16 protein-coding genes and 2 CRISPR repeat arrays (1 of these 18 cut by a window edge) are annotated in these 24228 nt (G+C 71.6%); of the genes, 11 read left to right on the top strand and 5 right to left on the bottom strand.

Translation table 11 applies throughout. The features are described from left to right. Positions 1-1415: direct repeats of the CRISPR family, unit length 29 nt; unit sequence GGAGCAACCCCCGCGAGCGCGGGGACGAC; it begins 261 nt to the left of the window's first position. 172 nt (positions 1416-1587) lie between these two features. From cas3 to cas2e, 8 genes are all read left to right on the top strand, one after another. Further along, the gene (cas3, locus tag ACFYS8_RS15035) at positions 1588-4500 is read left to right on the top strand and encodes a CRISPR-associated helicase Cas3' (RefSeq protein WP_387640819.1); all 2913 of its coding nucleotides are present in this window, start codon (positions 1588-1590) and stop codon (positions 4498-4500) included. A gap of 158 nt (positions 4501-4658) precedes the next feature. Beyond that, positions 4659-6458 (top strand): type I-E CRISPR-associated protein Cse1/CasA, encoded by a 1800-nt coding sequence (casA, locus tag ACFYS8_RS15040; protein ID WP_387640821.1) that lies wholly within the window; start codon positions 4659-4661, stop codon positions 6456-6458. After that, positions 6448-7053 (top strand): type I-E CRISPR-associated protein Cse2/CasB, encoded by a 606-nt coding sequence (gene casB / locus ACFYS8_RS15045; protein WP_387640824.1) that lies wholly within the window; start codon positions 6448-6450, stop codon positions 7051-7053. Before casA ends, casB begins: the two co-directional genes overlap by 11 nt. Before the next feature lie 54 nt (positions 7054-7107). Then, positions 7108-8247 (top strand): type I-E CRISPR-associated protein Cas7/Cse4/CasC, encoded by a 1140-nt coding sequence (gene cas7e, locus ACFYS8_RS15050; protein ID WP_387640826.1) that lies wholly within the window; start codon positions 7108-7110, stop codon positions 8245-8247. Next, positions 8247-9101: a type I-E CRISPR-associated protein Cas5/CasD gene (gene cas5e / locus ACFYS8_RS15055; protein ID WP_387640829.1), complete on the top strand. Its 855-nt coding sequence runs from the start codon at positions 8247-8249 to the stop codon at positions 9099-9101. Before cas7e ends, cas5e begins: the two co-directional genes overlap by 1 nt. 4 nt (positions 9102-9105) lie before the next feature. Further along, a complete protein-coding gene (cas6e, locus tag ACFYS8_RS15060; RefSeq protein ID WP_387640832.1) occupies positions 9106-9879 on the top strand; it encodes a type I-E CRISPR-associated protein Cas6/Cse3/CasE in 774 nt (257 codons plus the stop codon). A 3-nt stretch (positions 9880-9882) separates the two neighbouring features. Continuing rightward, on the top strand, positions 9883-10905 hold the full coding sequence (gene cas1e / locus ACFYS8_RS15065; protein WP_387640834.1) for a type I-E CRISPR-associated endonuclease Cas1e: 1023 nt from the start codon (positions 9883-9885) through the stop codon (positions 10903-10905). Continuing rightward, complete coding sequence (gene cas2e, locus ACFYS8_RS15070; protein WP_387640837.1) at positions 10902-11180, top strand: type I-E CRISPR-associated endoribonuclease Cas2e; 279 nt, start codon at positions 10902-10904, stop codon at positions 11178-11180. The genes cas1e and cas2e overlap by 4 nt, the downstream gene beginning before the upstream one ends. 20 nt (positions 11181-11200) lie before the next feature. Further along, a CRISPR array of direct repeats spans positions 11201-11666; the repeat unit is 26 nt; unit sequence CGGCCCCGCACACGCGGGGATGGCTC. A 40-nt stretch (positions 11667-11706) separates the two neighbouring features. On the opposite strand, the gene ACFYS8_RS15075 is transcribed toward cas2e, so the two are convergent. Further along, positions 11707-12108 carry a hypothetical protein gene (locus ACFYS8_RS15075; protein WP_387640840.1) on the bottom strand — a complete coding sequence of 134 codons (402 nt, stop codon included), beginning with the start codon at positions 12106-12108 and terminating at the stop codon, positions 11707-11709. Between the two features lie 517 nt (positions 12109-12625). Between ACFYS8_RS15075 and ACFYS8_RS15080 the strand changes: the two genes are divergently transcribed. The 3 genes from ACFYS8_RS15080 (at position 12626) to ACFYS8_RS15090 (ending at position 16987) form a co-directional block, all read left to right on the top strand. Further along, positions 12626-13264, top strand: a complete 639-nt coding sequence (locus ACFYS8_RS15080; RefSeq protein WP_387640842.1) for a PadR family transcriptional regulator — start codon at positions 12626-12628, stop codon at positions 13262-13264. Positions 13265-13328: 64 nt separating this feature from the next. After that, positions 13329-16169 (top strand): DEAD/DEAH box helicase, encoded by a 2841-nt coding sequence (locus tag ACFYS8_RS15085; RefSeq protein ID WP_387640845.1) that lies wholly within the window; start codon positions 13329-13331, stop codon positions 16167-16169. Continuing rightward, positions 16166-16987 (top strand): SWIM zinc finger family protein, encoded by an 822-nt coding sequence (locus ACFYS8_RS15090; RefSeq protein ID WP_387640847.1) that lies wholly within the window; start codon positions 16166-16168, stop codon positions 16985-16987. Before ACFYS8_RS15085 ends, ACFYS8_RS15090 begins: the two co-directional genes overlap by 4 nt. Positions 16988-17034: 47 nt before the next feature. On the opposite strand, the gene ACFYS8_RS15095 is transcribed toward ACFYS8_RS15090, so the two are convergent. From ACFYS8_RS15095 to ACFYS8_RS15110, 4 genes are all read right to left on the bottom strand, one after another. Continuing rightward, positions 17035-17436, bottom strand: coding sequence for a helix-turn-helix domain-containing protein (locus ACFYS8_RS15095; RefSeq protein ID WP_387642120.1), 402 nt, complete (start codon positions 17434-17436; stop codon positions 17035-17037). A gap of 264 nt (positions 17437-17700) precedes the next feature. Beyond that, the gene (locus ACFYS8_RS15100; RefSeq protein WP_387640850.1) at positions 17701-19671 is read right to left on the bottom strand and encodes a PIG-L family deacetylase; all 1971 of its coding nucleotides are present in this window, start codon (positions 19669-19671) and stop codon (positions 17701-17703) included. 172 nt (positions 19672-19843) lie between these two features. Next, positions 19844-20644: a transposase gene (locus tag ACFYS8_RS15105; protein WP_387640853.1), complete on the bottom strand. Its 801-nt coding sequence runs from the start codon at positions 20642-20644 to the stop codon at positions 19844-19846. Between the two features lie 139 nt (positions 20645-20783). Next, complete coding sequence (locus ACFYS8_RS15110; protein WP_387640855.1) at positions 20784-24200, bottom strand: DUF4132 domain-containing protein; 3417 nt, start codon at positions 24198-24200, stop codon at positions 20784-20786. Positions 24201-24228: the final 28 nt, after the last annotated feature.

The following is a 24228-nucleotide window of genomic DNA, read 5'->3' on the forward strand; positions in this document are numbered from 1 at the left end:
CGCGGGGACGACGGGCTGGCGACGGTCATGGTGTGTGCCTCTCGGGAGCAACCCCCGCGAGCGCGAGGACGACCGGTGATACGCGGTGGTCCTTTTCATGCTGAGGGAGCAACCCCCGCGAGCGCGGGGACGACTGGTCCTGGTGCTCGCTGTCCATGCCAGGATCGGAGCAACCCCCGCGAGCGCGGGGACGACTCTCGGGGTGTCAGGTGAGGGTGAAAGGCGGGAGAGCAACCCCCGCGAGCGCGGGGACGACGCCTCCCCATCCTTCACCTGCCACTCCCCGCCCGAGCAACCCCCGCGAGCGCGGGGACGACGCCTGATCGCGGCGGGGGAGGGCGCAACTGCTGGAGCAACCCCCGCGAGCGCGGGGACGACGTGCTTCCTTCATCCCGGGGACCGCCGCCTGCGGAGCAACCCCCGCGAGCGCGGGGACGACCGGCACGCCGTGCCGGGGCCGCTGACCAGCGGGGAGCAACCCCCGCGAGCGCGGGGACGACCGGCCGCGAGGCCAGCTCCGGATGGCCGAACGGGAGCAACCCCCGCGAGCACGGGGACGACTCCGGGCGTCCGTCGGCCGCTGTGGGACGAGGGGAGCAACCCCCGCGAGCGCGGGGACGACGTCGTGAAAACCGGTTCCGGTTTCCCGGTGTGGGAGCAACCCCCGCGAGCGCGGGGACGACCCAGGCGGTCCGGTAGCGGTCGCCTCGGGTGCGGAGCAACCCCCGCGAGCGCGGGGACGACTTCTCGAACACTGACCGGAACGGGCTGCCGAGGGAGCAACCCCCGCGAGCGCGGGGACGACGGGTGGGAGTACCCGAACGAGCCGGGGCGGACGGAGCAACCCCCGCGAGCGCGGGGACGACACCGGTTCAGCGGCGGCCGAAGTGGAGGGGGTGGAGCAACCCCCGCGAGCGCGGGGACGACCCTGCCGGAGCGGGGATGGTGCGGCTGGCAGTGGAGCAACCCCCGCGAGCGCGGGGACGACGAAGCGAACCTGATGCACAAAGACCCGATCACGGAGCAACCCCCGCGAGCGCGGGGACGACCCGGCCCCGGCTGCGTTCGCCGGACCGAAGATGGAGCAACCCCCGCGAGCGCGGGGACGACGGTCAGCTCTATATGGACGCCACCAGCATCCTGGAGCAACCCCCGCGAGCGCGGGGACGACGGCCGGTAAAGCGTCGCCACCCCGGTGGAGACGGAGCAACCCCCGCGAGCACGGGGACGACTCGAGGATGAAGCCCGGGTGGATGCCGTGGGCGGAGCAACCCCCGCGAGCGCGGGGACGACAGCCAGGCCGAGGCCGCCCCCGGCGATCTCGTGGAGCAACCCCCGCGAGCGCGGGGACGACACGGGCTTCCCGGTGACGCCCGCGTACACGTCGGAGCAACCCCCGCGAGCGCGGGGACGACGCTTTGTGACCTGCGGCGATGCGCGTCAGGTGGTGCTGATTGATTTAGTTCGATTCGGGCGGGAAGCTTGCATGCTGTTCATGATATTTCGTCATTTTGCTTGACTGTCCGGCGAGTTGTCGGTGCCGAGATCTACTCTTCCGAAGCGTACCCGTACATGGAGGTCGGAACGGTGCCCGAGGACCGCTGGCAGTTATACCCCGCCGAGGTCAGGGCATGGTTGGGCGCGTTGTGGGGGAAGTCGGCCGGGCGGGCCGGGGGGACCGCCAATCTGTTGCTGTCGCACATGTTGGACACTGCGGCGGTGGCCGAGGTCGTATGGGACTGCTACTTGCCGCCAGTTACGCGGCGGCAGGTGGATCTTCTCGCCGGGGGGCCTGGGAAGGGGCGGCGGCTGTTCGCGTGGTTGTGCGGGGTGCATGACTTCGGCAAGGCCGTTCCCGCTTTTCAGCGCCTCGATGTCGCGGGGGAGGCGGCAGTCCGAAGGACCGGCCTCTCTTGGGACAAGTATGCGGTGGATAGGGAGACTTGGCGTCACGACCGGGCCGGCGGCCGGTTGCTGCGGGCGGCGCTCGCAGGGGCGGGGTGGGCGGAGGAGCACGTCGAGTGGCTGTGGCCGCTCGTCGCGGGGCACCACGGGCGGTTCCCCACGTTGGGGCAGTTGCGGCCGAAGAAGGAGGACCTTCAGGGGAAGGGGCCGTCCTGGAAGTTGGCGCAGGCGGCGTTGGTGGAGGTGTTCTCCCGTGAGCTCGGCTACGGCGACTCCGGGGGCGAGCCGCTGGCAGCGGTGGAGCCTGTCGTGGTGCCGTGTCGCGCGGTGCAGCTTCAGTTGTCCGGCCTGGTGGTGATGGCGGACTGGATCGCCAGCGACGAGAGGCACTTCCCGGGAGTATCGGACCTGGCGGCGGTGACGATGTGCCGGGCCCGGCAGCGGGCCGCGGCGGCGTGGACGAACCTGGGCCTGCGCGGGGGTTGGGGGGTGCTGCCGGTGCCGGGCCCGGAGGCGTTCCAGGACCGTTTCGGCCACGGGCCACGGCGCTCACAGGAGCTGGTTCTGGACGTGGTGCGTCGGATGGACGGGCCGGGCCTGGTGATTGTCGAGGCTCCTATGGGGGAGGGGAAGACCAAAGCGGCTTTGGCGGCGGCCGAGTTGATGGCTGCTCGGTACGGTGCGGACGGCGTGTTCCAGGGGATGCCGACCCAGGCGACGGCCGATCCGATGTTCACCCAGATGCGGTCGTGGCTGCGCGAGGTCGAAGACGGGCTCGACGACCAGGTCGCCCTGTTGCACGGCAAACGGATGTTCAACAAGGAGTGGCGCGGCCTCTTGGAGGGCGCGGGCCAGTGGGGGCAGGACGCCGACGACTGTTTCGCGTCGGTGGGGGAGGACGAGTACAGCCTGCCCGCCCTATGGTCGGACGGCTGCCAGGAAGCGGAGCGGAGGGCGCCCGCCGAATGGTTCCTCGGCCGTCGCCGCGGTCTGCTGAGCCCGTTCGCGGTCGGGACGATCGACCAGCTCCTGTACGCCGCGACCCGCACCAAGCACGTCATGCTTCGGATGGCCGGCCTGGTCGGCAAGGTCGTGATTCTCGATGAAGTGCATGCCGCCGACGTCTACATGTCGCAATTCCTGCTGGAGGGCCTGTGGTGGCTCGGGCAGGCAGGGGTGCCGGTGGTGCTGCTGTCGGCGACGCTGCCACCTGAGCAGCGACGCCGCCTCGTCGCCTCGTACCTGGCCGGTACACGGTCGGCGGAGGCAGCGGAGGTTGAGGAGCTTGCCGAGCCTCGGGGCTATCCGAGCGTGACGGCGGTTTGGCCCGGGCCGGGTGGGGCGCCGAAGTCGCTGGTGGAGAGCACCGAGCCATGGCGCGAGGACTTCCCGGTGCGGGTCGAGGTACTGGACGAGCCGCCGAGGCGGGTTGGCACCGGTGGAGCGCCACATGAACCGGGTCCGGCGGACGCGGCCCTCGTGGAACTCCTGAGGCAGCGTCTGGCCAAGGGCGGATGCGTCCTGGTCATCCGGAACACGGTGGCCCGCGCCCAAGCCGCGTTCCAGGCGCTCGGCAAGGAGTTCGGTGAGGATGTGCGGCTCCTGCACGGACGCCTCCACGCAGGCCACCGGGCGGACCGGACCGAGGAGGTGCTGCGCCTCCTCGGCCCGCCGCAAGCGGGCGTCGAGCGTCCGGATCGGCTGATCGTGGTGGCCACCCAGCTTGCCGAGCAGTCCTTCGACGTCGATGCAGATCTGCTGATCACCGACCTCGCCCCGATGGACCTGCTTCTTCAGCGCATCGGCCGACTCCACCGGCACGACGGCGTGCGACGCCCCCGCGCGCTGGCCCGGCCGGCCGTGGTCGTCACCGGCGTCGGTTTCGATGACGACGGAGACGCCAACGGCGCGCCGTACATCCTGCGTGCGTCCAAACGTATCTACGGGCGCTATCTGCTGCTGCGCACAGCTGCGGAGGTCTGGTGGACGGCGCGGGATGGGAAAGGCACCTGGAGCGTTCCCGGCCGGGTGCCGGACCTGGTAGCCCGGGTTTACGGCACGGACTCCGTCGTCCCGGCCGCGTGGGCGGGTGCCGAGGCTCAGGCCCGGCAGGAGTGGGAGGAACGGCAGGCCGGGCGTCGGGCGAGTGCCGCCGAGTATGTGCTGACCAGGGCGGGGGAACACGGGGCGCCCACGCTGGCGGGCCTGCACTTCGGGGGCCACGGGGCGCTGTCGGAGGGGCAGTTCGAGGCGCTCGTCCGGGACGGGGACCGCAGCGTGGAGGTGGTCCTGGTCCACCGGGACGACAAGGACGGTTTTCGGGCGGTGACGGGCCGTCGGCTCGGACCGAACGGAGAGGTCGCGGCCGAGGTGGTGGACGACGTGCTCTCCGGGGTGGTGCGCCTGCCCGCAATGCTGACGGACGAGGCCGAGCGGGCACTCGGTCCGCTGCCGGGCTGGCGGGACCATCCGTGGCTGCGCCACGCTCCGGCCCTGGAACTTGACGGGCAGGGCGAGGCTGCCATCGGTGACGTCCGGCTGCGCTACGACGACCTGCTCGGACTCGTGGTGACGGGCGGGCAGTCGTATCGGTAGGGGCGGGCGGAGCGTCGTTCCGCTCGCACGTTCCTCCTCCTCGCGAACGGGGTGCCACGTGCGTTCGGCGCCGGGCCGGAAGCCATGCAGTCATCCCCGTTCGATCCGAGCCTTCGGGGCCAAGAGGGGCAATTCAAGCATTTGCCCACAAATAGGTAATGCTTGATGCCACGATGAACCAACAGCAAGCTGAGCAAGGCCAGTTGGGAGAACAGTGCGTGCCTGGCTACAACCTGGTCGACGAGCCGTGGCTGACGGCGCGCCCCGTCGGCGGCGGGCCGCCCGTGAAGCTGGGAATCGCCGATGTGCTGGCTCGGGCCCACGAACTCGAAGGCCTCGTCGTCGAGTTCTCCACCCAACTCCCGGCGGTGCTGCGCCAAGTCCTGCTGCCGGTCGTCGCCCACGCTACAGGCGTGCCCCGGACGCTTCGCGAGAAGGGCGACCGGCTGGTGCAGAAGGACGGGTTCACGAAGGATGAACTCGAGCGGATTCAGGCATACTTCGACGATCACCGCGTCAGGTTCGACCTCTTCGACCCGATCGCTCCCTTTGCGCAGGTCGCAGGGCTGCGCACCGCCAAGGACGAGACGAAGGGCTCTGCCGCGCTCGTCGCGACCGCGGCGAGCGGCAACAACGTCCCGCTGTTCGCCAACCGCACGGACGCGGATCCCCTCGACCTGGCACCGGCCCAGGCAGCCCACTGGCTGGTGCACGCCCACTGCTGGGACACCGCTGCGATCAAGACCGGGGTCGTCGGCGACGATCAGGTCAAGGCAGGCAAGACGACAGGGAACCCGACCGGCCCGCTCGGCCAACTCGGCGTCATCATCCCGGCCGGGGGCACCCTCTATGAGACCCTCCTGCTGAACCTCCCGGTTACTGCGCCGTCCGTCGTCGGTGTTCCGCAGTGGACGAGGGGTCCGCACGGTCCGGCCTGGAAGGTGCGTGCGGCCGAAGGACTGCTCGACCTCTGGACCTGGCAGGCCCGTCGGATCCGGCTCGTCCCGCACCAGGACCAGGACGGCCGGCTGAAGGTCGCCCGGGTCGTCATCAGCGCCGGTGACCGGCTCACTCCCCTGACCGGTCAGGAACCGCACACCGCCTGGACGTTCACCGGGCCCGCCAAGAAGTCCACAGCCGTCGTACCGGAGCGCAAGCCGCGTAGGCACACCCCGGGCAAGGCCGCCTGGCGGGGCCTGGACGCGCTCCTCGCCCCTACCCGGCAGAACACCGAGGGCCTGTTCGAGACGAGCATCCTGCTCGACGAGGTCAGCGCCCTGCGGGAGATCGGCACCCTCGATGCCGACTATCCGCTGCGGGTCGAGACCTTCGGCGTCGTCTACGGCACCCAGTCCTCCGTCATCGAGGACGTCATCCACGACTCCATCCCGCTGCCGGTACTGGCCCTCAGCCAGGACAGCGAGGCACACCAACTACTGCTGGATGCTGCGGAGCAGGCGGAACGGCTGGCCCATGCAGTCAACAACCTGTCCGCAGACCTGCGCCGGGCCGCCGGCACCGACCCCATCCCCTGGGACAAGGGCCAGCGTCCCGGGGAGGTTCTCCTGCACGGCCTCGATCCCCTGGTGCGTCGCCTGATCGCCGGTGTGCGCGCAGCTGGTACCGGCGAGGACGTACTGGACCAGGGCCGACTCGCCTGGGAACAGGCTGCCCACCGCCAGGTGTGGGACGTGGCGAGCACGCTCCTGCTGGCCGCGCCCGCCGGCACGTTCGATGGTCGGACTCTTGAGCAGGGCGGTAGAGCGGGAAGGACCCAGACCTACAAGCTTGGCGCAGCCTTCGCGAATTTCTTGCGTCAGGTCAACGAGATTCTCCCCCGGCACGCTAACTCTGCACTGCAAGCGGCAGCCGGTCGGGCAGCCGGCACCGGTCTCACCCCCGGTACCGGGCTCGCCGCCGACTTCGATCCCGCCACTGGAGCGGACTATGACCACTGAGCACACCACCACCGCCAACCGGCGCCGGTACTGGGACGCATTCACTGGCCCCGACCACACCTGGCGCATCGACCCCCGCACCGGAAAGCCCGGCCGGCCGCCGGGCGAGGAACTCGCGGCACTGCGCTCCGGCCTGGGACGGCCCGTCATGGACAGCCCCAAGATGTGGCCGCTTTACAGTTGCGAGGTCAACGACGTCCTCGCGCTGCGCGACGAGGTCTCCGACGAACAGAAGGCCGAGCACGCCGCCCTGGCCCTCTTCGGTCTGCATCAGCAGGGCCAGTCCGCGCCGATGCACCGGCGGGGCGTCAAACTCGGGGCGGCACTGCGCGCGCTGCGCCGCACCGGCAAGTTCAGCGAGCAGGCACTGGACACCCGGGTCGCCCAACTCGCGAGCGCCACCAGCGTGTCCGCGCTGTTGGTCCACCTGCGCGGGCTGATCACCCAACTGCGAACCGTCGGCCAGCCGTTGGACTACGACCACCTGATGGCGGACATCCAGGCCTGGCACCGCGTCGACCGGCGCCCGCAGGTCCGTCTCAAGTGGGCCATCGGCTACCAGACGTGGAAGGACCAGGAACCCGCCGACTCCTGAGAGCTCCTGACCCTTCCACCACCCACAGCCCTTGCCATCCCCGGGGAGAAGCGCATGACCGACCGTCTCTACATCGACATCCACATCCTGCAGACCGTCCCGCCGGCCAATCTCAACCGTGACGACAACGGGAACCCCAAGGAGGCCTACTTCGGCGGCACGCGCCGCTCCCGCGTCTCCTCCCAAGCGTGGAAGCGGGCCACCCGTATTCACTTCACCCAGGGTCACGACCCGCAGGACTTCGCCACCCGCACCAAGCGGATCGCCGCCCAACTCGCCAAGGGCATCGTCACGCGCACCGGCCTCGGGGACGAGGATGCCCGGCGGATCGCCGGCGCCCTGATCAAGTCGACCGGGATCTCCGCCGGGAAGAAGGAGGGCGACACCGCGTACCTCCTCTTCTACGGGCGCCGCCAGTTGGACGGCATCGTCGACCTGGTCGCCGGGAGCACCACCGACCTTGCCGCCCTCGACGCGAAGGCGCTGGAGGAGGCCGTCAAGGAGCTTCCGGTCAAGCAGCAGCTGCAGACCGGCCATCCGGCAGACGTCGCGCTCTTCGGCAGGATGGTTGCCGACATCCCCGGCCTGAACGTCGACGCCTCGACGCAGGTTGCCCATGCGATTTCCACCCACGCCACCGAGCTGGAGTTCGACTACTACACGGCCGTGGACGACGAGAACACTGCCGAAGAGACCGGCGCGGGCATGATCGGCACCATCGGCTTCAACTCCGCGACGCTCTACCGCTACGCCACCGTCGGCCTGCACCAGCTGCGGGAGAACCTCGGTGACGACAAGGCCGCCGTTGATGCCGTCGACCTGTTCGTCGACTCCTTCGCCCGCTCCATGCCCACCGGCTACGGAAACTCCTTCGCCCACCGGACCCGTCCGAGCCTGGTGGCCGTCGTCGTCCGCGCCGACCAGCCGGTGAACCTGGTTTCCGCCTACGAGAACCCCGTCCCGGCGAGTCGGGGCATGGTGGCCGAGTCCGCGCGCCGCCTCGCTGCGGAGTTCTCCACCGCCACCGAACAGTGGGGCGACTGCCCCGTGCACGTCAGCATTTGCCACACCGTCAGCACGGACAGCGACGGGACGGCGCAGAAACTGACAGAGGCCTTCGGCGCCAACCGCACCTTCACCGAACTTCGCGACGGCCTGCGTGCCGTCCTCACCGAGCGGACGAACGACAACTGATGCCTGCCGACCCCATCTCCCCCGCGCCGGGGCAGAACGAGGAACAGGCGGTGCTCGTCCTGCGCCTGGCCGGGCCGCTGCAGTCCTGGGGTGATCGCAGCGCCTTCAACCGCCGCGAAAGCCGGCCCCAGCCGACCAAGTCCGGAGTTGTCGGCCTGCTCGCCGCCGCTGCGGGGCGGCCCCGCGGAGCCGACCTCGCCGATCTGGTCGATTTGCGTCTGGGCGTACGCGTCGACCAGCCGGGAACGCTGTTGCGCGACTACCACACCGTCAGCGACTACCGGGACCGGCCGCTGCCGCAGGCCGGGGTCAACGCCAAGGGCGTTCAGAAGCCGACCTCCCCGGCCAAGGACACCCACGTCACCCACCGCTACTACCTCCAGGACGCGGTGTTCGTCGCCGCTGTCCAGGGCCCGGCTGCTCTCGTTGCGACGCTTGCCGAGGCGATCCGCCGGCCGGCCTTCCCGCTCGCCCTCGGCCGCCGCTCCTGCGTCCCCACCCAGCCGCTCGCGATCGGAGCGGTGCGCGGCGGCACCCTCGAGGACGCCCTGGCCGAGGAACCGTGGCAGGCGGGACGTGTCGCCAAGGAGGCCTTCCGGCGGAGAGCCACGCGGGGACCCCAGCCGTTCTCACCACACCACATTGACCTGGCCGCGACCTTCGACGACCCGTCGGGCGACGACACCGTCCAAGACGTTCCGCGCTCCTTCGCGCCCCGCGACCGCGGATTCTCCACCCGACGGATCCGCCATGCCTGGCTCGACGTCCCCACCGGCTTCGCGCCGTCCGCCACGATCGCGCAGCCGGCCTCGGCCGCCGGCGGCCACGACCCGTTCGCCCTGCTGGGCTGGTGACCCGATGACCTACCTCTCCCGCGTCCGCATCAACCCGCTGCGCGCCGCGAGCCGTACCCTGCTCGCCAACCCTCGTGCCTTGCACGGCGCCGTCGTGGCAGGCATCCCCGACACTTCCCCCGGCGACCGGATCCTGTGGCGCCTGGATGCCGACCACCCGCGCCGCCCCGTGCTGCTGGCCCTCACGCCGTCCAAGCCGGACTGGACCCATATCGTCGAACAGGCCGGGTGGCCCGACGCCGAAGGCGAGCACTACGCGATCCGCGACTACAGCCCCCTGCTCGGTCAGCTCGCCATCGGCCGGGAGTTCGCCTTCCGGCTCAAGGCCAGTCCCGTCCAGAACACCTCCAAGCCCGACAAGCCCGGCGCGCACCACACCAAGACGGCCGCCGAACTCCACCACCGTTCCTATCGGATGGCCCACCGCACCGCCGCCCATCAGCTCACCTGGTTCCTGGAACGCACCCCCCGCTGGGGTTTCATGATCCCCGCAGCGCACACCGACCAACCGGCACCGGGCCTCGAACTGCCCACGGCCGTACCGTCCTTCGACGCGCCCCCCGCCCAGGAAGTGCGGATCACCGACCGCAGCCGTACGACCTTCACCAAGCCCGGCACCCGCACACCCGTCACCCTCACCACCGCAACCTTCGAAGGTCGCCTGCGCATTACCGACCCAAGCCTCCTGCAGACCGCCCTCCTCGGTGGCATCGGCCCGTCCAAGGCCTATGGCTGCGGCCTGCTCACCCTTGCCCCGCTGCCCACCGGATCCCGCTGACCGATGGCCGACATCTGGTGGAAGGCCCACCCCCACGACCTGCACCGCCTTGCCGACCGGGTCTCCAGCGTCTACGTCGAACGCAGCCACATCGACCGCGACGAGAACGCTGTCGTCGTGATCAACAAACGTGAGACCGTCCGTGTCCCCGCCGCCATGATCGCCGTCATGCTCCTCGGCCCTGGCACTCGCGTGACTCACGGCGCGATCAACCTCCTCGCCGACTCCGGCACCACCGTGTGCTGGGTCGGCGAGCAGGGCGTCCGCATGTATGCCGCCGGGCTGGGGCCAAGCCGTGGTGCGGGTCTCCTCAACCGGCAAGCCTGGTTGGTGAGTCGGACCAAGGAACGCCTGGCCGTGGCACGGAACATGTACCGGATGCGATTCCCCGGTGAGGATGTCGACACCGCCACCATGCAGCAGCTTCGCGGTCGTGAAGGTGCCCGCATCCGCAAGATCTACCAGTCCGAGTCACGTCGGACCGGAGTCGCGTGGAACGGCCGCGTGTACAAAGCCGGTGACGCGTATGCCGCAGGTGACGACCTCAACCGGCTCCTGTCGGCCGCCAATGCCGCGCTCTACGGCATCTGCCACGCCGTCATCACCGGCCTGGGCGCGAGCCCCGGGCTCGGCTTCGTCCACACCGGTCTGGCCACGTCGTTCGTCCTCGACATCGCCGACCTTTACAAGGCCGAGTACACCATCCCGCTCGCCTTCGACCTTGCCAAGGAAGGCCACACCGAGGAACGTGACGCCCGTCTCGGACTGCGCGACCGCATTGCACAGGACAGACTGCTCGGCCGAATCGTCAGCGACGTCAAGACCCTTCTCAGCCCGGACGGGACCGCGATGTCCGACATCGAGGTCAACGAACTCTGGGACGAACGCGTCGGCACGGTTCAGGGTGGCGTCAACTGGTCAGGCACGGAAGGAACCCCGACGCACGCCATGTCAGATCCGGGAATGGGAGACGACCACCTGGCCATCATCGGCCCGGAGTTCACCCAGGGTACGAGCGGCCCATGACCGTCATCATCCTCATCGCAGCCCCCGACGGCCTACGCGGCCACCTCACCCGCTGGATGGTCGAGGTCAACGCCGGCGTCTTCGTGGGCACCCCCAGCCGCCGCGTCCGCGACCGCCTCTGGGACCTCCTCGCCACCCGCATCGGTGACGGCCAAGCCGTCCTCGTCGAGCCTGCTACCAACGAGCAAGGCTGGACCGTTCGCACCGCTGGCAAGGATCGCTGGAAGCCCATCGACTTCGACGGACTGATCCTCTCGGCCCGCCCCCACCGATAAACCCACAGCTCACAAAGCCCCGGCCCCGCACACGCGGGGATGGCTCTCATGGTCAAGGCTGGCACTACGCCGTCGCTGGCACGGCCCCGCACACGCGGGGATGGCTCCGCGGGAGCGGTGCCGTACCGGGACGGCGGGTACCCGGCCCCGCACACGCGGGGATGGCTCCTGCACGACGCGACGGACTCCTTCTTCACCGCCCTCGGCCCCGCACACGCGGGGATGGCTCCTGCCACCTCCACCACCTGTGCCCGATCCGGCACTCGGCCCCGCACACGCGGGGATGGCTCCAGCCAAGGGGGGCTTGAGAGATGAAGATCAGCAGGCAGACGGCGCTCGGCCCCGCACGCGCGGGGATGGCTCCACCTCGCTCGGGTCGGAAACCGCCTTCAACGACTCGGCCCCGCACACGCGGGGATGGCTCCGGACCACCGAGCCCGTCACCGCGAACCGGCCACTCGGCCCCGCACACGCGGGGATGGCTCCTACCCAGCTCGGTCCGCCCCGGGGCGGTCCGACTCGTGGGTCAGGGAGTGGTGCAGACAGCGAAGGCGCGGATGGACTCGGTCTGGGAGCTGGTGTTGGTGCCCGCCACGATCCAGGAGTCGCCGTTCGGGTGGGAGTCGGTGAGGAAGATGTCGATGTCGCTGGTCGCGGCGCCACCGCCGATGGGTACCTCGCCGGGCGGGCAGGTCGCGGTGGCGAATGCGCTCCCGTGGGAGCCGGCCACGTCGACGAAGTCGCTGACGACCTGGTCGTACCTGGCCTGGGCCGCGCGATCCCCGGCGGCCGGGGTGTCGGGGGCGGCAATGGCGGGTTTGGCGGCGGGCTTGTCGACGGCCCCAGCGACGGCGGCGGTCGCGGCGCCTGCGGCCAGGACGCCGAGGGCGGCGAGGGCGATCAGGGCGCGGGGCTTGGTGCGGGCCATGGCGGCCTCCTGAGGTTCTGGGTGGGGTGTGTCGGACGGGGGCGGTCCCCGTCGAGCCCGATGCGTACCCGGAAGCCCGCCCGGCTGCGAGGACGGCCGCGGCGGTGACTCGGTCGGTGGAACACCGCTGCCTGGCCGGGCTAACAGGGCTGACGGCCAGTCGTGGTAGGGACAGCGGCGCGCGGTCGGCAGCCCGCGCCGCAGTAAGAGAGGCGAAGTGCGGACAGCAGCGGGCCTCGTGGTATCCGTGGTACCCCGACGGCCCGCCACTGTCCCCTGTCGAGCAGTTACCGGCTCAGGCCCCTGAAGCGTCGCACCGCGAGCGGGAGGAACACCGCCACCAGGGCCGTAGGTCCTCGACGGCGATCGCCGGGTCGTGGTCGTTCAAAGCGTTCCCCTCCAGCAAGTGATCCAGGCAGAAGTGCAGTAATCAAACTTGACTAGTCCGGGACGGTAATCTGTTGCGCGCAGCTGGTCAAATTTGATTAGTCTGATCCCGGCGAGGAAGGAGCCACTCATGTCCGCCATCCGGCTACTGGTGCTCGGTGCGGTCCGTCAGCACGGACGGGCGCACGGCTACCAGGTGCGCAACGACCTGGAGTTCTGGGGGGCGCACGAGTGGTCGAGCGCCAAGCCGGGCTCGATCTACCACGCGCTCAAGCAGATGGCGAAGCAGGGGCTGCTGGTCGCGCACGAGGTCGCGCCGAGCGCCGTCGGCGGACCGCCGCGGGTCGAGTACGAGATGACCGAGCAGGGCACCGCGGAGTACTTCGAGCTGTTGCGCGAGGCGCTGACCTCGTACGACCAGAAGCTCGACGTGCTCTCGGCCGCCATCGGGTTCATCGTCGACCTGCCGCGGGACGAGGCCGTCGCGCTGCTCCGGGAGCGGATCGCGGGGCTCGAGCGGTGGCGGGCCGAGGTCACCGGGTACTACGTGCCGCAGGACGGGCCCGAACAGCTCGGCCACATCGGCGAAATCATGAACATGTGGGTGCACTCGGCCGACAGCGAAGCGGAATGGACGCACGGCCTGATCGGGCGGATCGAGGGCGGCGCGTACACCTTCGCGGGGGAGGGCGAACCGTTCGTGGGGGTGCTCGCCGAGGGCGAGCCGAACCCGTACGCGACCGGGCCGCACCCCGAGGATCCGCAGTAGACGGGGGCCAATGGCTATGCGGGCGGCGGGAGTTGAGATCAGGACGATGCAGGGGGCGGAACAGATGACGGGAATGTCGCGCGAGCAGGCGGAACTGCTGGCGCAGTGCGCGGTGGCCTTCGAGCCGGGCGATCCGGCGCGCACCGGGAGGCTCGTGTACCGGTACGCCGACGCTGCGCAGCTGATGTTCGGCGAGCCCGGCGAGGCCGACCTGGTCACCGCCGACGGCGGCACCCTCGCGGTGCGCCGCTGCCCGGTGCTGCGCCTGACCGTCGCCGAGGCGCTGCCCGCGCTCACCCTGACCCGCCGGCCGCACGGCGAAGCGGCCAGCACCCCCAGCGCCGCGTTCTGGGGCGCCGCCACCGCCCTCGCCCTGCACCTCGCCGCGCGCGAACGGCTGCTCCCCGGCGTGTCCGACGCCGGCTACGACACCTGGCGGGTCGGCCCGCTCGACCCGGAGGACGTCCGGCGCCTGCGCGAACTGGCCGCGGCGGCACCGGCGGAGGCGCTCGCCGTTCCGCTGCCCGTGCCGCCCGGTGGGCCGCTGCTGCTGCCCGACGTCGACGGGCTGCTGCGGTCCTTCGTCGATGCGGTCGCCGACACGCTGCCGCGCACCGCCGACGCACCCGCGCTGGCCGGCCGCCAGGCGTTCGCCGCCGTCGAGCCGCAGTACGTGCCCCAACTGCGCGGCTGGGCCGAGGAGATCTCCGCCGGCCTCGACTCGGGCGTCCGGCTGGCGCTGCGCCTGGACGTGGTGTCCGGCAGCGGGGAGACCGGCCTGCGGCTGGTGCCGCAGGTGTCCAGCCTGGCCGATCCGACCGTCCGCGCCGATGTGCACGAGCTGTTCGCCGGGGTCGGGGCGGCCGGGTTCGGGCCCCGGGCGCAGGCCGACACCGTGCTCGCCCTGCGGCGGGCCGCCGACATCTGGCAGCCGCTCGCCCGCCTGCTGCCGGTGCCCTCGGCCCTCGAGTTCGCCGACCACGAGGTGCAGGACCTGCTCGGCGACACCGCCGACCGGCTCGCCGCCCACGGCGTCGAGGTGCGGTGGCCCGAGCACGCCGTCCGCTCCCTCACCGCCCGTGCCGTCCTCGGCGGCGAGCGGGCCGCGCCCACCGACCCGCGAGCCTTCTTCGGCGGTGACGGCACGGTCGATCTGCGCTGGCAGTTCGACCTCGACGGAGAACCCCTCACCGAGCAGGAGACGGCCGAACTCGCCACCAACGAACGGCCGTTGGCCCTGCTGCGCGGCCAATGCGCACTCATCGACACCGACCTCGCCCGCAAGCTCCGCGAACGCGAGCTACCGCCGCTCACCGCCGTCGAGGCACTCGCCGTCGCCCTCACCGGGTACACCGAGATCGGCGGCACGCAGGTGCGGATCGCGTCCAGCCCCTGGCTGCTCGCGCTGCGCCGACGGCTGGCCGAACCCGACGGCGGCACCGAGCCGGTCGAGCCGCCCGCCGCGCTCGCCGCCACCCTGCGCGACTACCAACTGCGCGGCCTGCGCTGGCTGGACCGCCTCACCTCGCTCGGCCTCGGCGGCTGCCTCGCCGACGACATGGGCCTCGGCAAGACCGTCCAGCTGATCTCGCTGCACCTGCTGCGCCAGCAGCACCCGGACAGCGCCGGCCCCACCCTCGTGGTCTGCCCGGCCTCCCTGCTGGGCAACTGGCAGCGCGAGGTGGAGAAGTTCGCGCCCGGCACGCCCGTCCGCCGCTACCACGGCCCCGAGCGGACGCTGGACGGCGCCGACTCGGGCTTCGTCCTGACCACCTACGGCACGATGCGCCTGGACGCCGGGCGGCTCGCCGCGCACCGCTGGAGCGCGGTCGTCGCGGACGAGGCCCAGCACGTCAAGAACCCGCACTCCGACACCGCGAAGGCGCTGCGGCTGATCCCCAGTGGCGCGCGGATCGCGCTGACGGGCACCCCGGTCGAGAACAACCTCTCCGAACTCTGGGCCGTCCTCGACTGGACCACCCCCGGACTCCTCGGCGCCCACGGCCAGTTCCGCCGCCGCTGGATCGCCGCCATCGACGCCGAACGCGCGGAGTACCAGGCGGAGTCGGGGGAGTACGGGCCCACCGCCGAGCGGCTGGCCGAACTGGTCCGGCCGTTCCTGCTCCGCCGCAAGAAGTCGGACCCGGGCATCGCCCCCGAACTCCCGCCGAAGACCGAGACCGACCGCCCGGTCGCCCTCACCCCCGAGCAGCGGACCCTGTACCAGACCCAGGTCCGCGAGGTCATGGCACAGATCGCGGCCACCGACGGCATCGCCCGGAGCGGACTGGTGCTCAAACTGCTCACCGGCCTGAAACAGATCTGCAACCACCCCGCGCAGTTCCTCAAGGAACCGGCCGGCACCCCACTGGCCGGCCGTTCCGGAAAGCTGGAACTGCTCGACGAACTGCTCGACACCATCATCTCCGAGGGCGGAGCAGCGCTCGTCTTCACCCAGTACGTCACCATGGCGCGGCTGCTGGAGACACACCTGCGCGGGCGCGGCGTTCCCACGCTGCTGCTGCACGGCGGCACCCCGGTGCCGCGGCGGGAGGAGATGGTCCGCCGGTTCCAGGACGGCGAAGTGCCGGTCTTCCTGCTCTCCCTCAAGGCCGCCGGCACCGGACTCAACCTCACCCGCGCCGACCACGTCGTGCACTACGACCGCTGGTGGAACCCGGCCGTGGAGGCGCAGGCCACCGACCGCGCCCACCGCATCGGGCAGACCCGCCCCGTCCAGGTCCACCGGATGATCGCCGAGGACACCGTCGAGGACCGGATCGCCGCCCTGCTCGAAGCGAAGAAGGGCCTGGCGGACGCGGTACTCGGCGCCGGGGAACAGTCATTGACGCAGCTGACCAACGAAGAGCTGGCCGACCTGGTCGAACTGAGGAGTGCGGGATGAGCGGGAACGACACGGGCGCACGGGGCTTCCCGGCCTTCACCGCGCGCCGGGGCAGCCAGGTACGCGGCCAGTCCTGGTGGGGCAGGGCCTGGGCGGACGCGCTGGAGGACACCTCCCTCGGAGAGCGCACGTTGAAGAAGGGCCGGGCCTGCGCGCGGACAGGCCGGCTCGGGCCGATCACCGTCAGCCCCGGGCGCCTCTCCACCACCGGCCACGACGGCGACACCCCGTTCACGACGGTGCTCACCCTGGAGCAACTCGACGAAGACGACTGGGAGTTGCTCTGGGAGAAGGCCGCCGACCGGCCGGACGTGATCGAGCAGCTGCTCGCCGGAGACCTGCCGCCCGACCTGCTGGAAGCCGCCGAGGACGCCCGGGTCCGGCTGCTGCCCGGCTACGGCGATCTGGAAGCGGACTGCGACTGCGACGCGTTCGACCACCCCTGCGAGCACACGGCCGCGCTCTGCTACCAGCTGTCCTGGCTGCTGGACGACGACCCGACGCTGCTGCTCCTGCTGCGCGGGCGCGGCGCGCAGCAGGTGCGGGAGGAAGTCCGGGCCGCCGTGCTGATGCAGGCGATCGTCGGCAGCCTGGGGGAGGAAGAGGCGGAGGTCGCGCTGCCGGACGGCACGCCGGCCGAGGAGGTGTTCGGCCGCCGGCCGGCACCGCTGCCCGACCTGCCGCCGCTGCCCGCCCCGCCCGCCCGGCAGGACGCGGCCGACCCGCTGGAGCGGCTGGTCGCCGACGCGGCGGTGCGGGCCCGCGAACTGCTGGCGTACGCCCACGGGTTGGACGACCAGGCCGGGGCCCCCGGGTAACTACGGCCGGGGCACTTCAGTTGCCCACTCCAGGTCGTAGCTGGCCGTCAGCCCGCCCGGCGCAGGTGGCGGGGGCCGGCCGGGCGGGGTTGCGGACAGCGTCGGCGGCGCCGACAGCACGGACCGCTCTCGCCGATCGCGTTCAACGGCAGGACCATCACGACCACTGCGGACGGCTGTTCGCCGACCTCCCCGGCGGCCGGGGTCTCGTGACGGCTCCCGTCCGGCTGATCGAGCCCGCTGCCGGGAACGGCTCGTGCGGCGCGGAGGAACCATTCCAATCGCGAGGACCCCAGGCCGAGCGCCTCCGCGAGCTGCTGGACGGAGCGGCGCTGCGGTCGGCGCACCCGGCCCCGCTCGATGTCGCTGATCGTCCTCACACTCACCCGGGAACGCCGGGCGAGTTCCTCATGTGTGAATCCCACTTCACGACGGAGCGCCCTCAGCATGCCCCCGAATGCCGAATCCCCTTGTTGTGCCTTCGACACGTCACCCCCCAGAATCTTGGTGATGTATGGGAGCGATCCCACACGGATCGGGAGCGTAGCAGCACCTAATGTCCAGGTCAGCCGCGACACGCGCCACTGGTTCAGCAAGGAACAACGGGACGTGACGGCCTCTCAGCAACGGTGAGAGCGCTCCCACCGGCGCTTCCGCGGACCCGGCCCGCCGGCCGGTCGGGAAGGTGCCCGACCGGTCGGCGGGACCGGCGGTCACAGGGGCATGGCCTGCCAGCCGCCGAGGCTGGTGGGCGTCGTGCCCGTGCGGTAGTAGACGCGGCCGTCCGTCCCGATGGCGAAGACGTACAGGACACCGGCGCCGTCGACGAGTGCGGTCGGGTAGTCGAGGACGGTGCCGCCGAGGTCCTGCCAGGCGCCGTAGCCGGCGTTCGGGGCGGTCTGGGCGGTGGTGCTCACGCCGCCGCCGCCGTTGCGTTCGAACAGGACGACCCGCCCGCCGAGGTTGGCCATCGCCGGCTCGCCCACGCCCTGGTGGCCGCCGAGGCTGGTCGGGTACTGGCTCCACGGTCCGCCGGGCTGGGTCTGGTAGCTGACGAGCATCGCGCCGGTGCCGGCCTCGCGGTAGGCGAGTTCGATGCGGCCGTCCTGGTCGAGCGCGGCCTTGGGCGGGCTGGCCGGCCGGGAGTTCGGGATCGGGCCCGGGCCGTTGATGGCGTCGTTCGGAGCGGTCTGCCACCAGTTGACGACCCCGTCGCGGGTGCTGGCGAAGACCTCGATCCTCCCGACGCCGTTGCGGATCGCGGTGACCGGGTCCTGGATGTCGGTGCCGCGCAGGTCGTCCCAAGTGGTCGTCCAGGCGCCGTTCGGGCTGGTCTGCCGGATCGCGCTGAGGCCGCCGCCGCCGTTCTTGACGAAGAGCTCCAGCCGGCCGTCCTGGGAGGCGACCACCGCGGGCACGCCGACCTGGCCCGCGTTGCTGAGCCCGGCGTTGGGGTTGCCGAGGTCGGCCCAGCTGTCCCGCCACACGCCGTTGGGCGTGGTCTGCGGGACGGAGACGATGTGGTGGTCGGTCAGGCGGCGGGCGAAGACCTCCATCCGGCCGTCCGCGTTGGTGCCGACGGCGATGCCCGGCGCCAGCCGCCCGCCCGGGTCGGCGAACCGCGCCGGGCCGCCCCAACTGCCGTCTCCCTGGCGCCAGTACGTGTAGAGGGAGCCCGCCCGGACGACGAAGACCTGCGGCCGGCCGTCCTGGTTCAGCCCGGCCCAGGAGGTGCCCCGCGACCAGCGGTAGTACATCCGGGAGAACCAGGCGGTCTCGTAGTTCCCCGAGTGGTCGTGGCTGGCGTACTCGGAGACGAACACACCCTTTGCGCCGACCGTCGCCGGGTCGAGGTTCACCGGGCAGTCGCTGATGTTGTAGTCCCGGTAGTTCACCTGGATCAGCGAGCCGCCGTACTGGCTCGCCGCCATGCCTGCGAACTTCGCGGCGGAGATGTGGTCCGAGTGGTCGTCCTTGTAGCGGGTGTCCGGGAGTTCGTCCTGGGCCCGGAGCACGGTCGGCCGGTACGTCACCATGATCTGCCGCAGCACCTCGACGACGTCCGCCGCCGTGTAGGCCGACGGCCCGGACAGCGGGCTGTCCTTCGGGACGACCGTGGTGTCGGTGCCGCCGTTCAGCACGTTGGCGAGCCCGGCGTCGTGCAGGTTGAGGAAGATCAGGTGAACCGACCGGTCCCTGAGCATGTACCGCTCGACCTGCTTGCCCGCGACCGTCCACGCCTCGACCACCCAGCGCCCGATCTCGTCGGTCGCCGGGTCGTTGTCGCCGACCCCGCTCATCCGGGAGTAGGCGTTGACGGCGCCCATCTGGCGGTTCCAGGTGCGCAGCGGGTCGCCGGCCGGGTCCCAGCAGCCGCCCGCGCACGGGTCGCCGGTGATGTTCCCTGCGGTGACGAACACCGTGACGGACGGCGTGCCGTTGGCGAGGGCGTTGGACAGGTCCGGGTTCATGAACAGGATGTCGTCGTCCTCGTGGGCGACGACCTGCATGAACAGCGGCCCGGAGTCGGCGGCCATCCGCGCGGCCGTACCCGTGCCCGTGCCCGTGCCCGTACCCGTATCCGTGGCCGCGGCGGCGCGGGTCGTGTTCCCGTTGGCCAGGACGGGTGCGGCGAGGGCGGTCAGCGCGACGGAGGTGAGGAGTTGCCGTCGTCCGATTGCCATGTGATTTCCCCTCATTCGAGATTCGAGGTCGGCAGGTGATCACGCCAGGAGGAGATTGGCGGATTGCCGGGCAGGAAGTGCCCGGGACGGTATATCGCAAATACCGTCAGGCGCGACAGTCAACTGACGTACGATCAAGCCACTCCGGCTGTTTCTCGCCGATCTTGCCTGTTCAGTGCGGCTTCTGCTGGAACTTCCCCATGGTTTCCGCCTGATGTTCCTCCTGGCGGAATGCGGGCCGAAGGTGATTGCATGGCGGATGGCGAGCGGGCTCCGAGATTTCTCGGCGCATTCCCGGGCCTCCTCCTCCGGGAAACGGATCGCCGCCATTTTCTTCGTCACGCGAACCATGCGGGCAAAGGGTTTCTCCGCACCCGGCGAAAGGACTCCCGCGCACGTCGCCCACCGCCCGCCGGGGGCTGCCGAGGTAGCCGCCGCCGGCCCGGACCAGCGCCAGCAGGTGGTGCGCGGCGGCGACTCGGCCGAGCAGCACCCGGGCGGCGGCGCGGTCGCCGATGTCCGCCGCGGTGACCATCGCCCCCAGCGGCAGGCCGAGGGTTTCGACCATCGCGTGCCGCTTGCGGCCGTTGACCCGTTTGCCGCCGTCGAGGCCGCGGCTGTCAGGGCCGACGACGGCGTTCGCCTTGACCGACCGGGAGTCGATCACGCTCGCGCTCGGCTCCGGATCCTGCTCGGCCCGCGCACCCGGCCCGGCAACGACAGCAGCGGCCGCACCACCGCCCACTCCGCATCCGACACCTCCTCCTGGCACCCACCAGCGAAGGCTGGTACCTACCCGCCGAACTTGAGACACGGGTACGACAGACGACGTGTGTTCCAAGCTCGTCGGGTGCGCGTTACGCGGACCGTCGGCCCCCGACGAACTCGCGGGTGATGGAGGGGCCTCGTCGCCGACGACGAACCGGCGGACCGTGCGCAGGCTCGGCTCCCGGTGCGGGCACGGGGCGGGCACGGGGCGCGGTCTTCGGCGGGCGATGCCGCCGGCTTCTCGGCCTACCGAACCTCGGCGGGCGGCTGCTGAAGCTCCTCCTCGGCGGTGGTCGTGGTCATGGCAACCTTCCCGGGGTGTTGGTCGAGAGGGTGGTGGGGTGTCACCGCTTGGTCAGTTCGGTGAGGTCGGCGATCACCTCGGAGGCGATCACCGGGTCGAGCTCGGCGAAGGTCGGGAAGGTGCGGTTGTGGGTCCAGTAGTCGCCCGGGCGCCTGTCGAGCCACACCGTTTCCAGATGCTGCTCGGGGTAGGAGTCGTGCATGCCGACGGCGATGCCCTCGTCCGGGGCGATCACTACGTAGAGGTCGGGGCCGACCCGGCGGGACAGCCAGCGTTCGATGCCGTTGTCCGCGGGCTCGCCGCGGCGCCAGCCGCGTCGTTCCATGCCGACCAGCCGGGCGGTGGGCAGCACCGGACCGTTCTCGAAGCGGGTCAGGCGGTGGCCGGCCCGCTCCTCGTCGGTCAGCGTGTACACCGGGCGGCCGAGTTGACGGAACGGCTGCAGGATCTCGTAGCCGGCGAACAGCTCCGACCAGCCGGCGAGGCCGTTGCCGAGGCCGTCGCCGAGCAGGAGCGGGTGCGCCAGCCGGACGGAGGCCGTGGCCGGCAGCGTGAACGCCTCGTCCCGGACGTCCGCCAGGGTGCGGTCCTCGGCGACGCGGAACGCCGTCACCGTGCCGTCCGTCCCGGACAGCCACACCAGGCGGCGCACCAGGTGCCACAGCAGCGGATGCCCGATGAAGAGCTGGTCGAACTCCTGTGCCGTCCAAGAGCGCCCAGTGACCATCGCCTCCTCCAGGCGGCGGATCTGGTCTCCCGCCACCGTGCGGACGTCCTTCTTGAGCGCGGCGAAGCGCTTGCGCTCGGCGGGCGCCAGCTCGGCGTCGTCCCGCGCCCCCGGGGCGGGCAGGTCCTTGCGGCGGGCGCCGGCCGCGTCGAGCAGGTACGGCTTGAGCTGCTCGTCGAAGCCGACCGTGAACGTCCGGGTGCCGTAGTCGATGACGGTGGTCCCGTCGGCCTCCAGCCCGAAGTCCGGGACCAGGCGGTCGGACAGCTGCTCCCCGGTCAGGCCGAGACCGGCCGCCACCTCGGAGATCTTCTCCTGGGCCCGGGTCTTGAGCGCCTTGAACTTCACCCGCTGCGCGATGCCGTGCAGATGCAGCAGAGCCACGTCGGTGCCGATGGCGGCCAGCACCTCCAGGCCGTCCACCGCACGGTGGTGGGCCCCCTCGCCCGGCCAGGCGCGGAGCACCGGCGTCAGCCGGCGGACCGTCCCGTCGTCACCGAACCGGCCGAGCACGTGCAGCGCCCAGCCGTCCTGGGCGGGCATGCCGGCCAGCCGCCACTGCTCGAACACCGCCCAGCAGAACTCCGTCAACGACTGCGGCTCGCACAGCAGGGCCACCTCGTCGAGGCCGGGGTAGAACGCCTTGGGGCCGGACAGCGCGAGCATGGTGAGCACGTGCCGCACCGCCTCGGTGGGCAGGGCGCGCTCGCCGCCGCGCAGCAGCAGCTGCGGCAGCGTCACCGGCTCCGCCCAGTCGCAGGGCGGGGGCAGCTTCGCCGGGAGCGCGGTCACCAGCGGGTCGGCCGACAGCAGCGTGCCCACGGCCTCCTCCGCCTTCGGCCCGAACTCGCCGGCCACCGCCCGCACCGCGGCCGCGCCGTGCGCCTCGGCGATCACCCGCAGGGCCTGCTCGGCGCCGAACCGGGCTGCCCCGGCCTTCCCGAGCGCGGCGGGCAGCAGCAACCGGGCCGCGTCCGTGCCGTGTCGGACGAACCAGGAACTCGCGGTGTTCCCGGCCGACTTGAGGCGCACCAGCCAGTCCGCCATGGTCTCGGCCACCCGGGCGTCCAGGTACGGAAGCAGCAGGGGCGCGAGCGTGGCCGGGTTCCTCATCGCCGCGGCCAGGATCGGTTCGAGAGCGTCCGTCCCGAAGCGGGCGGCGACCCGGCGCAGGTCGTCCCCGGCGTACCCGACGCGCTCACCGACGCTCCAGTGCGCGATCAGGGGCCTGGCCAACTCCTCCTTGCCGTGCACGAACAGCCCGAGCTCGGCGTACTGTTCGCCGGGCAGTCGCATGGCCTCGGGCTGCCCGATCCTGGCCCGGATCGTGGCCGCGACCCGCTGCCAGTCGTCGTCCGACCAGCGCGTGTACCCGGGCTCGGAGATCACCGCCCACGCCTCGCGCTCACCCGGCAGCCACCGCATCTGCGGTTCCTGCGGCGCGGCGAGGCCGGTCAGTGCACGGGGCTTGCCGGCGGAGCGCGGCCGCGTCCACGGCGGGCTGGTGAACAGCTCCGGCAGCGAGTCGGGGCCGACCTCCGGCACCCGCTCGCCGAGGTCGGTGAGCGGCTCCACCAGGGCCGCCTGCTCCGGCGTCAGCTCCGGCAGCAGTTCGAGCGCGGTCGCGCGGTGAACCGCGACGTGGCCGGTGAGGAGCTGCCGGGCGAGCTGCTGCGTGGCCGGGTCGGTGGAGGCCACCGCGGCCTCGGCGAGCAGGCGCAGAGCACGCCGGGGGAAGCGGCGGACGCCGGCCAGCAGGGCAGCGCGGGTGGACTTGATGCCGTCCTGCTGGGTCAGCAGCCCCCGGAAGCCCTCGTCGGAGGGGAGCTCGGCGAGCGCGTCCAGGATCCGCTTCCTGCCGTCCTTGTGGTGGTAGCTGGTGGTCAGGTCGTGCAGCATCACCGGTGCTGCGCCGCCGCCGAGGCCCTGCACCACGGTCGCGATGATCTCGGTGGACCAACCGTCATAGCCCAGGCTCGGCAGCGGGGGGAGCTTCTCCAACGGCTCCGCCGAGGAGAGCGAGCACAGCAGCATCGACCACTCGACGCCGTCCAGTCGGGAGCCCGACGCGACGCACTCCTTCACCCAGGCGGTCTCGGACGGCACCAGGTACGCCGCCACCACCAGGCGGGTCAGGTCGTTCCGGCAGCCCGTCAGGGCCTCGACCGCCGCGCGGTGGGTCTCCTCGTCACAGTCCGCCAGCAGCGACCGGACCCGGTCCGCAGCGGGACGGTACCCGCCGCGCCTCTGGTCGGCCCCGTGCCGGACGCGGGGGTGGACGGACAGCTGGTTGATCCAGTCGGTCTCGACAGCCGTCGCGAACAGCTCGACGGTGGCCCTGGCCGCGAACGGCAGGCCGAACTCCGCCACCCAGGCGTCCACGGCCACGCCGACCTCGTTGCAGCGGGGATACGAGAACACGGCGGCGAGCACTGCCGCACCGAGCGGGTCCCGGCTGCCGGACCGGTGGGCGCGGGCGGCCGCGACCAGCTCCGGGTCACTGTGCTCCGAGGTGAGCGCCTGCTCCAGCCGGTCCCCCCGCTGCCGCAGCCCGTCGCGGTACGAGGTCACCGGGCTCTTCCCCGGCGCGGACGGCTTCCGGGGAATGCCGCCCCGGCGCGGGATCAGGGCCCGACGCCAGGCGTCCGGCATGACGAAGACGTCCTCGTCCTCGGGGCCGACGGCCCTGTCCGAGCCGCCCTCGACGAACTCCGAGCGCCGCACAGCCACGCCCCTCTCCTCGAACTGATGATCAAGA

The sequence above is a fragment of the Kitasatospora sp. NPDC004615 genome, assembly GCF_042873545.1.
Lineage (GTDB): Bacteria > Actinomycetota > Actinomycetes > Streptomycetales > Streptomycetaceae > Kitasatospora.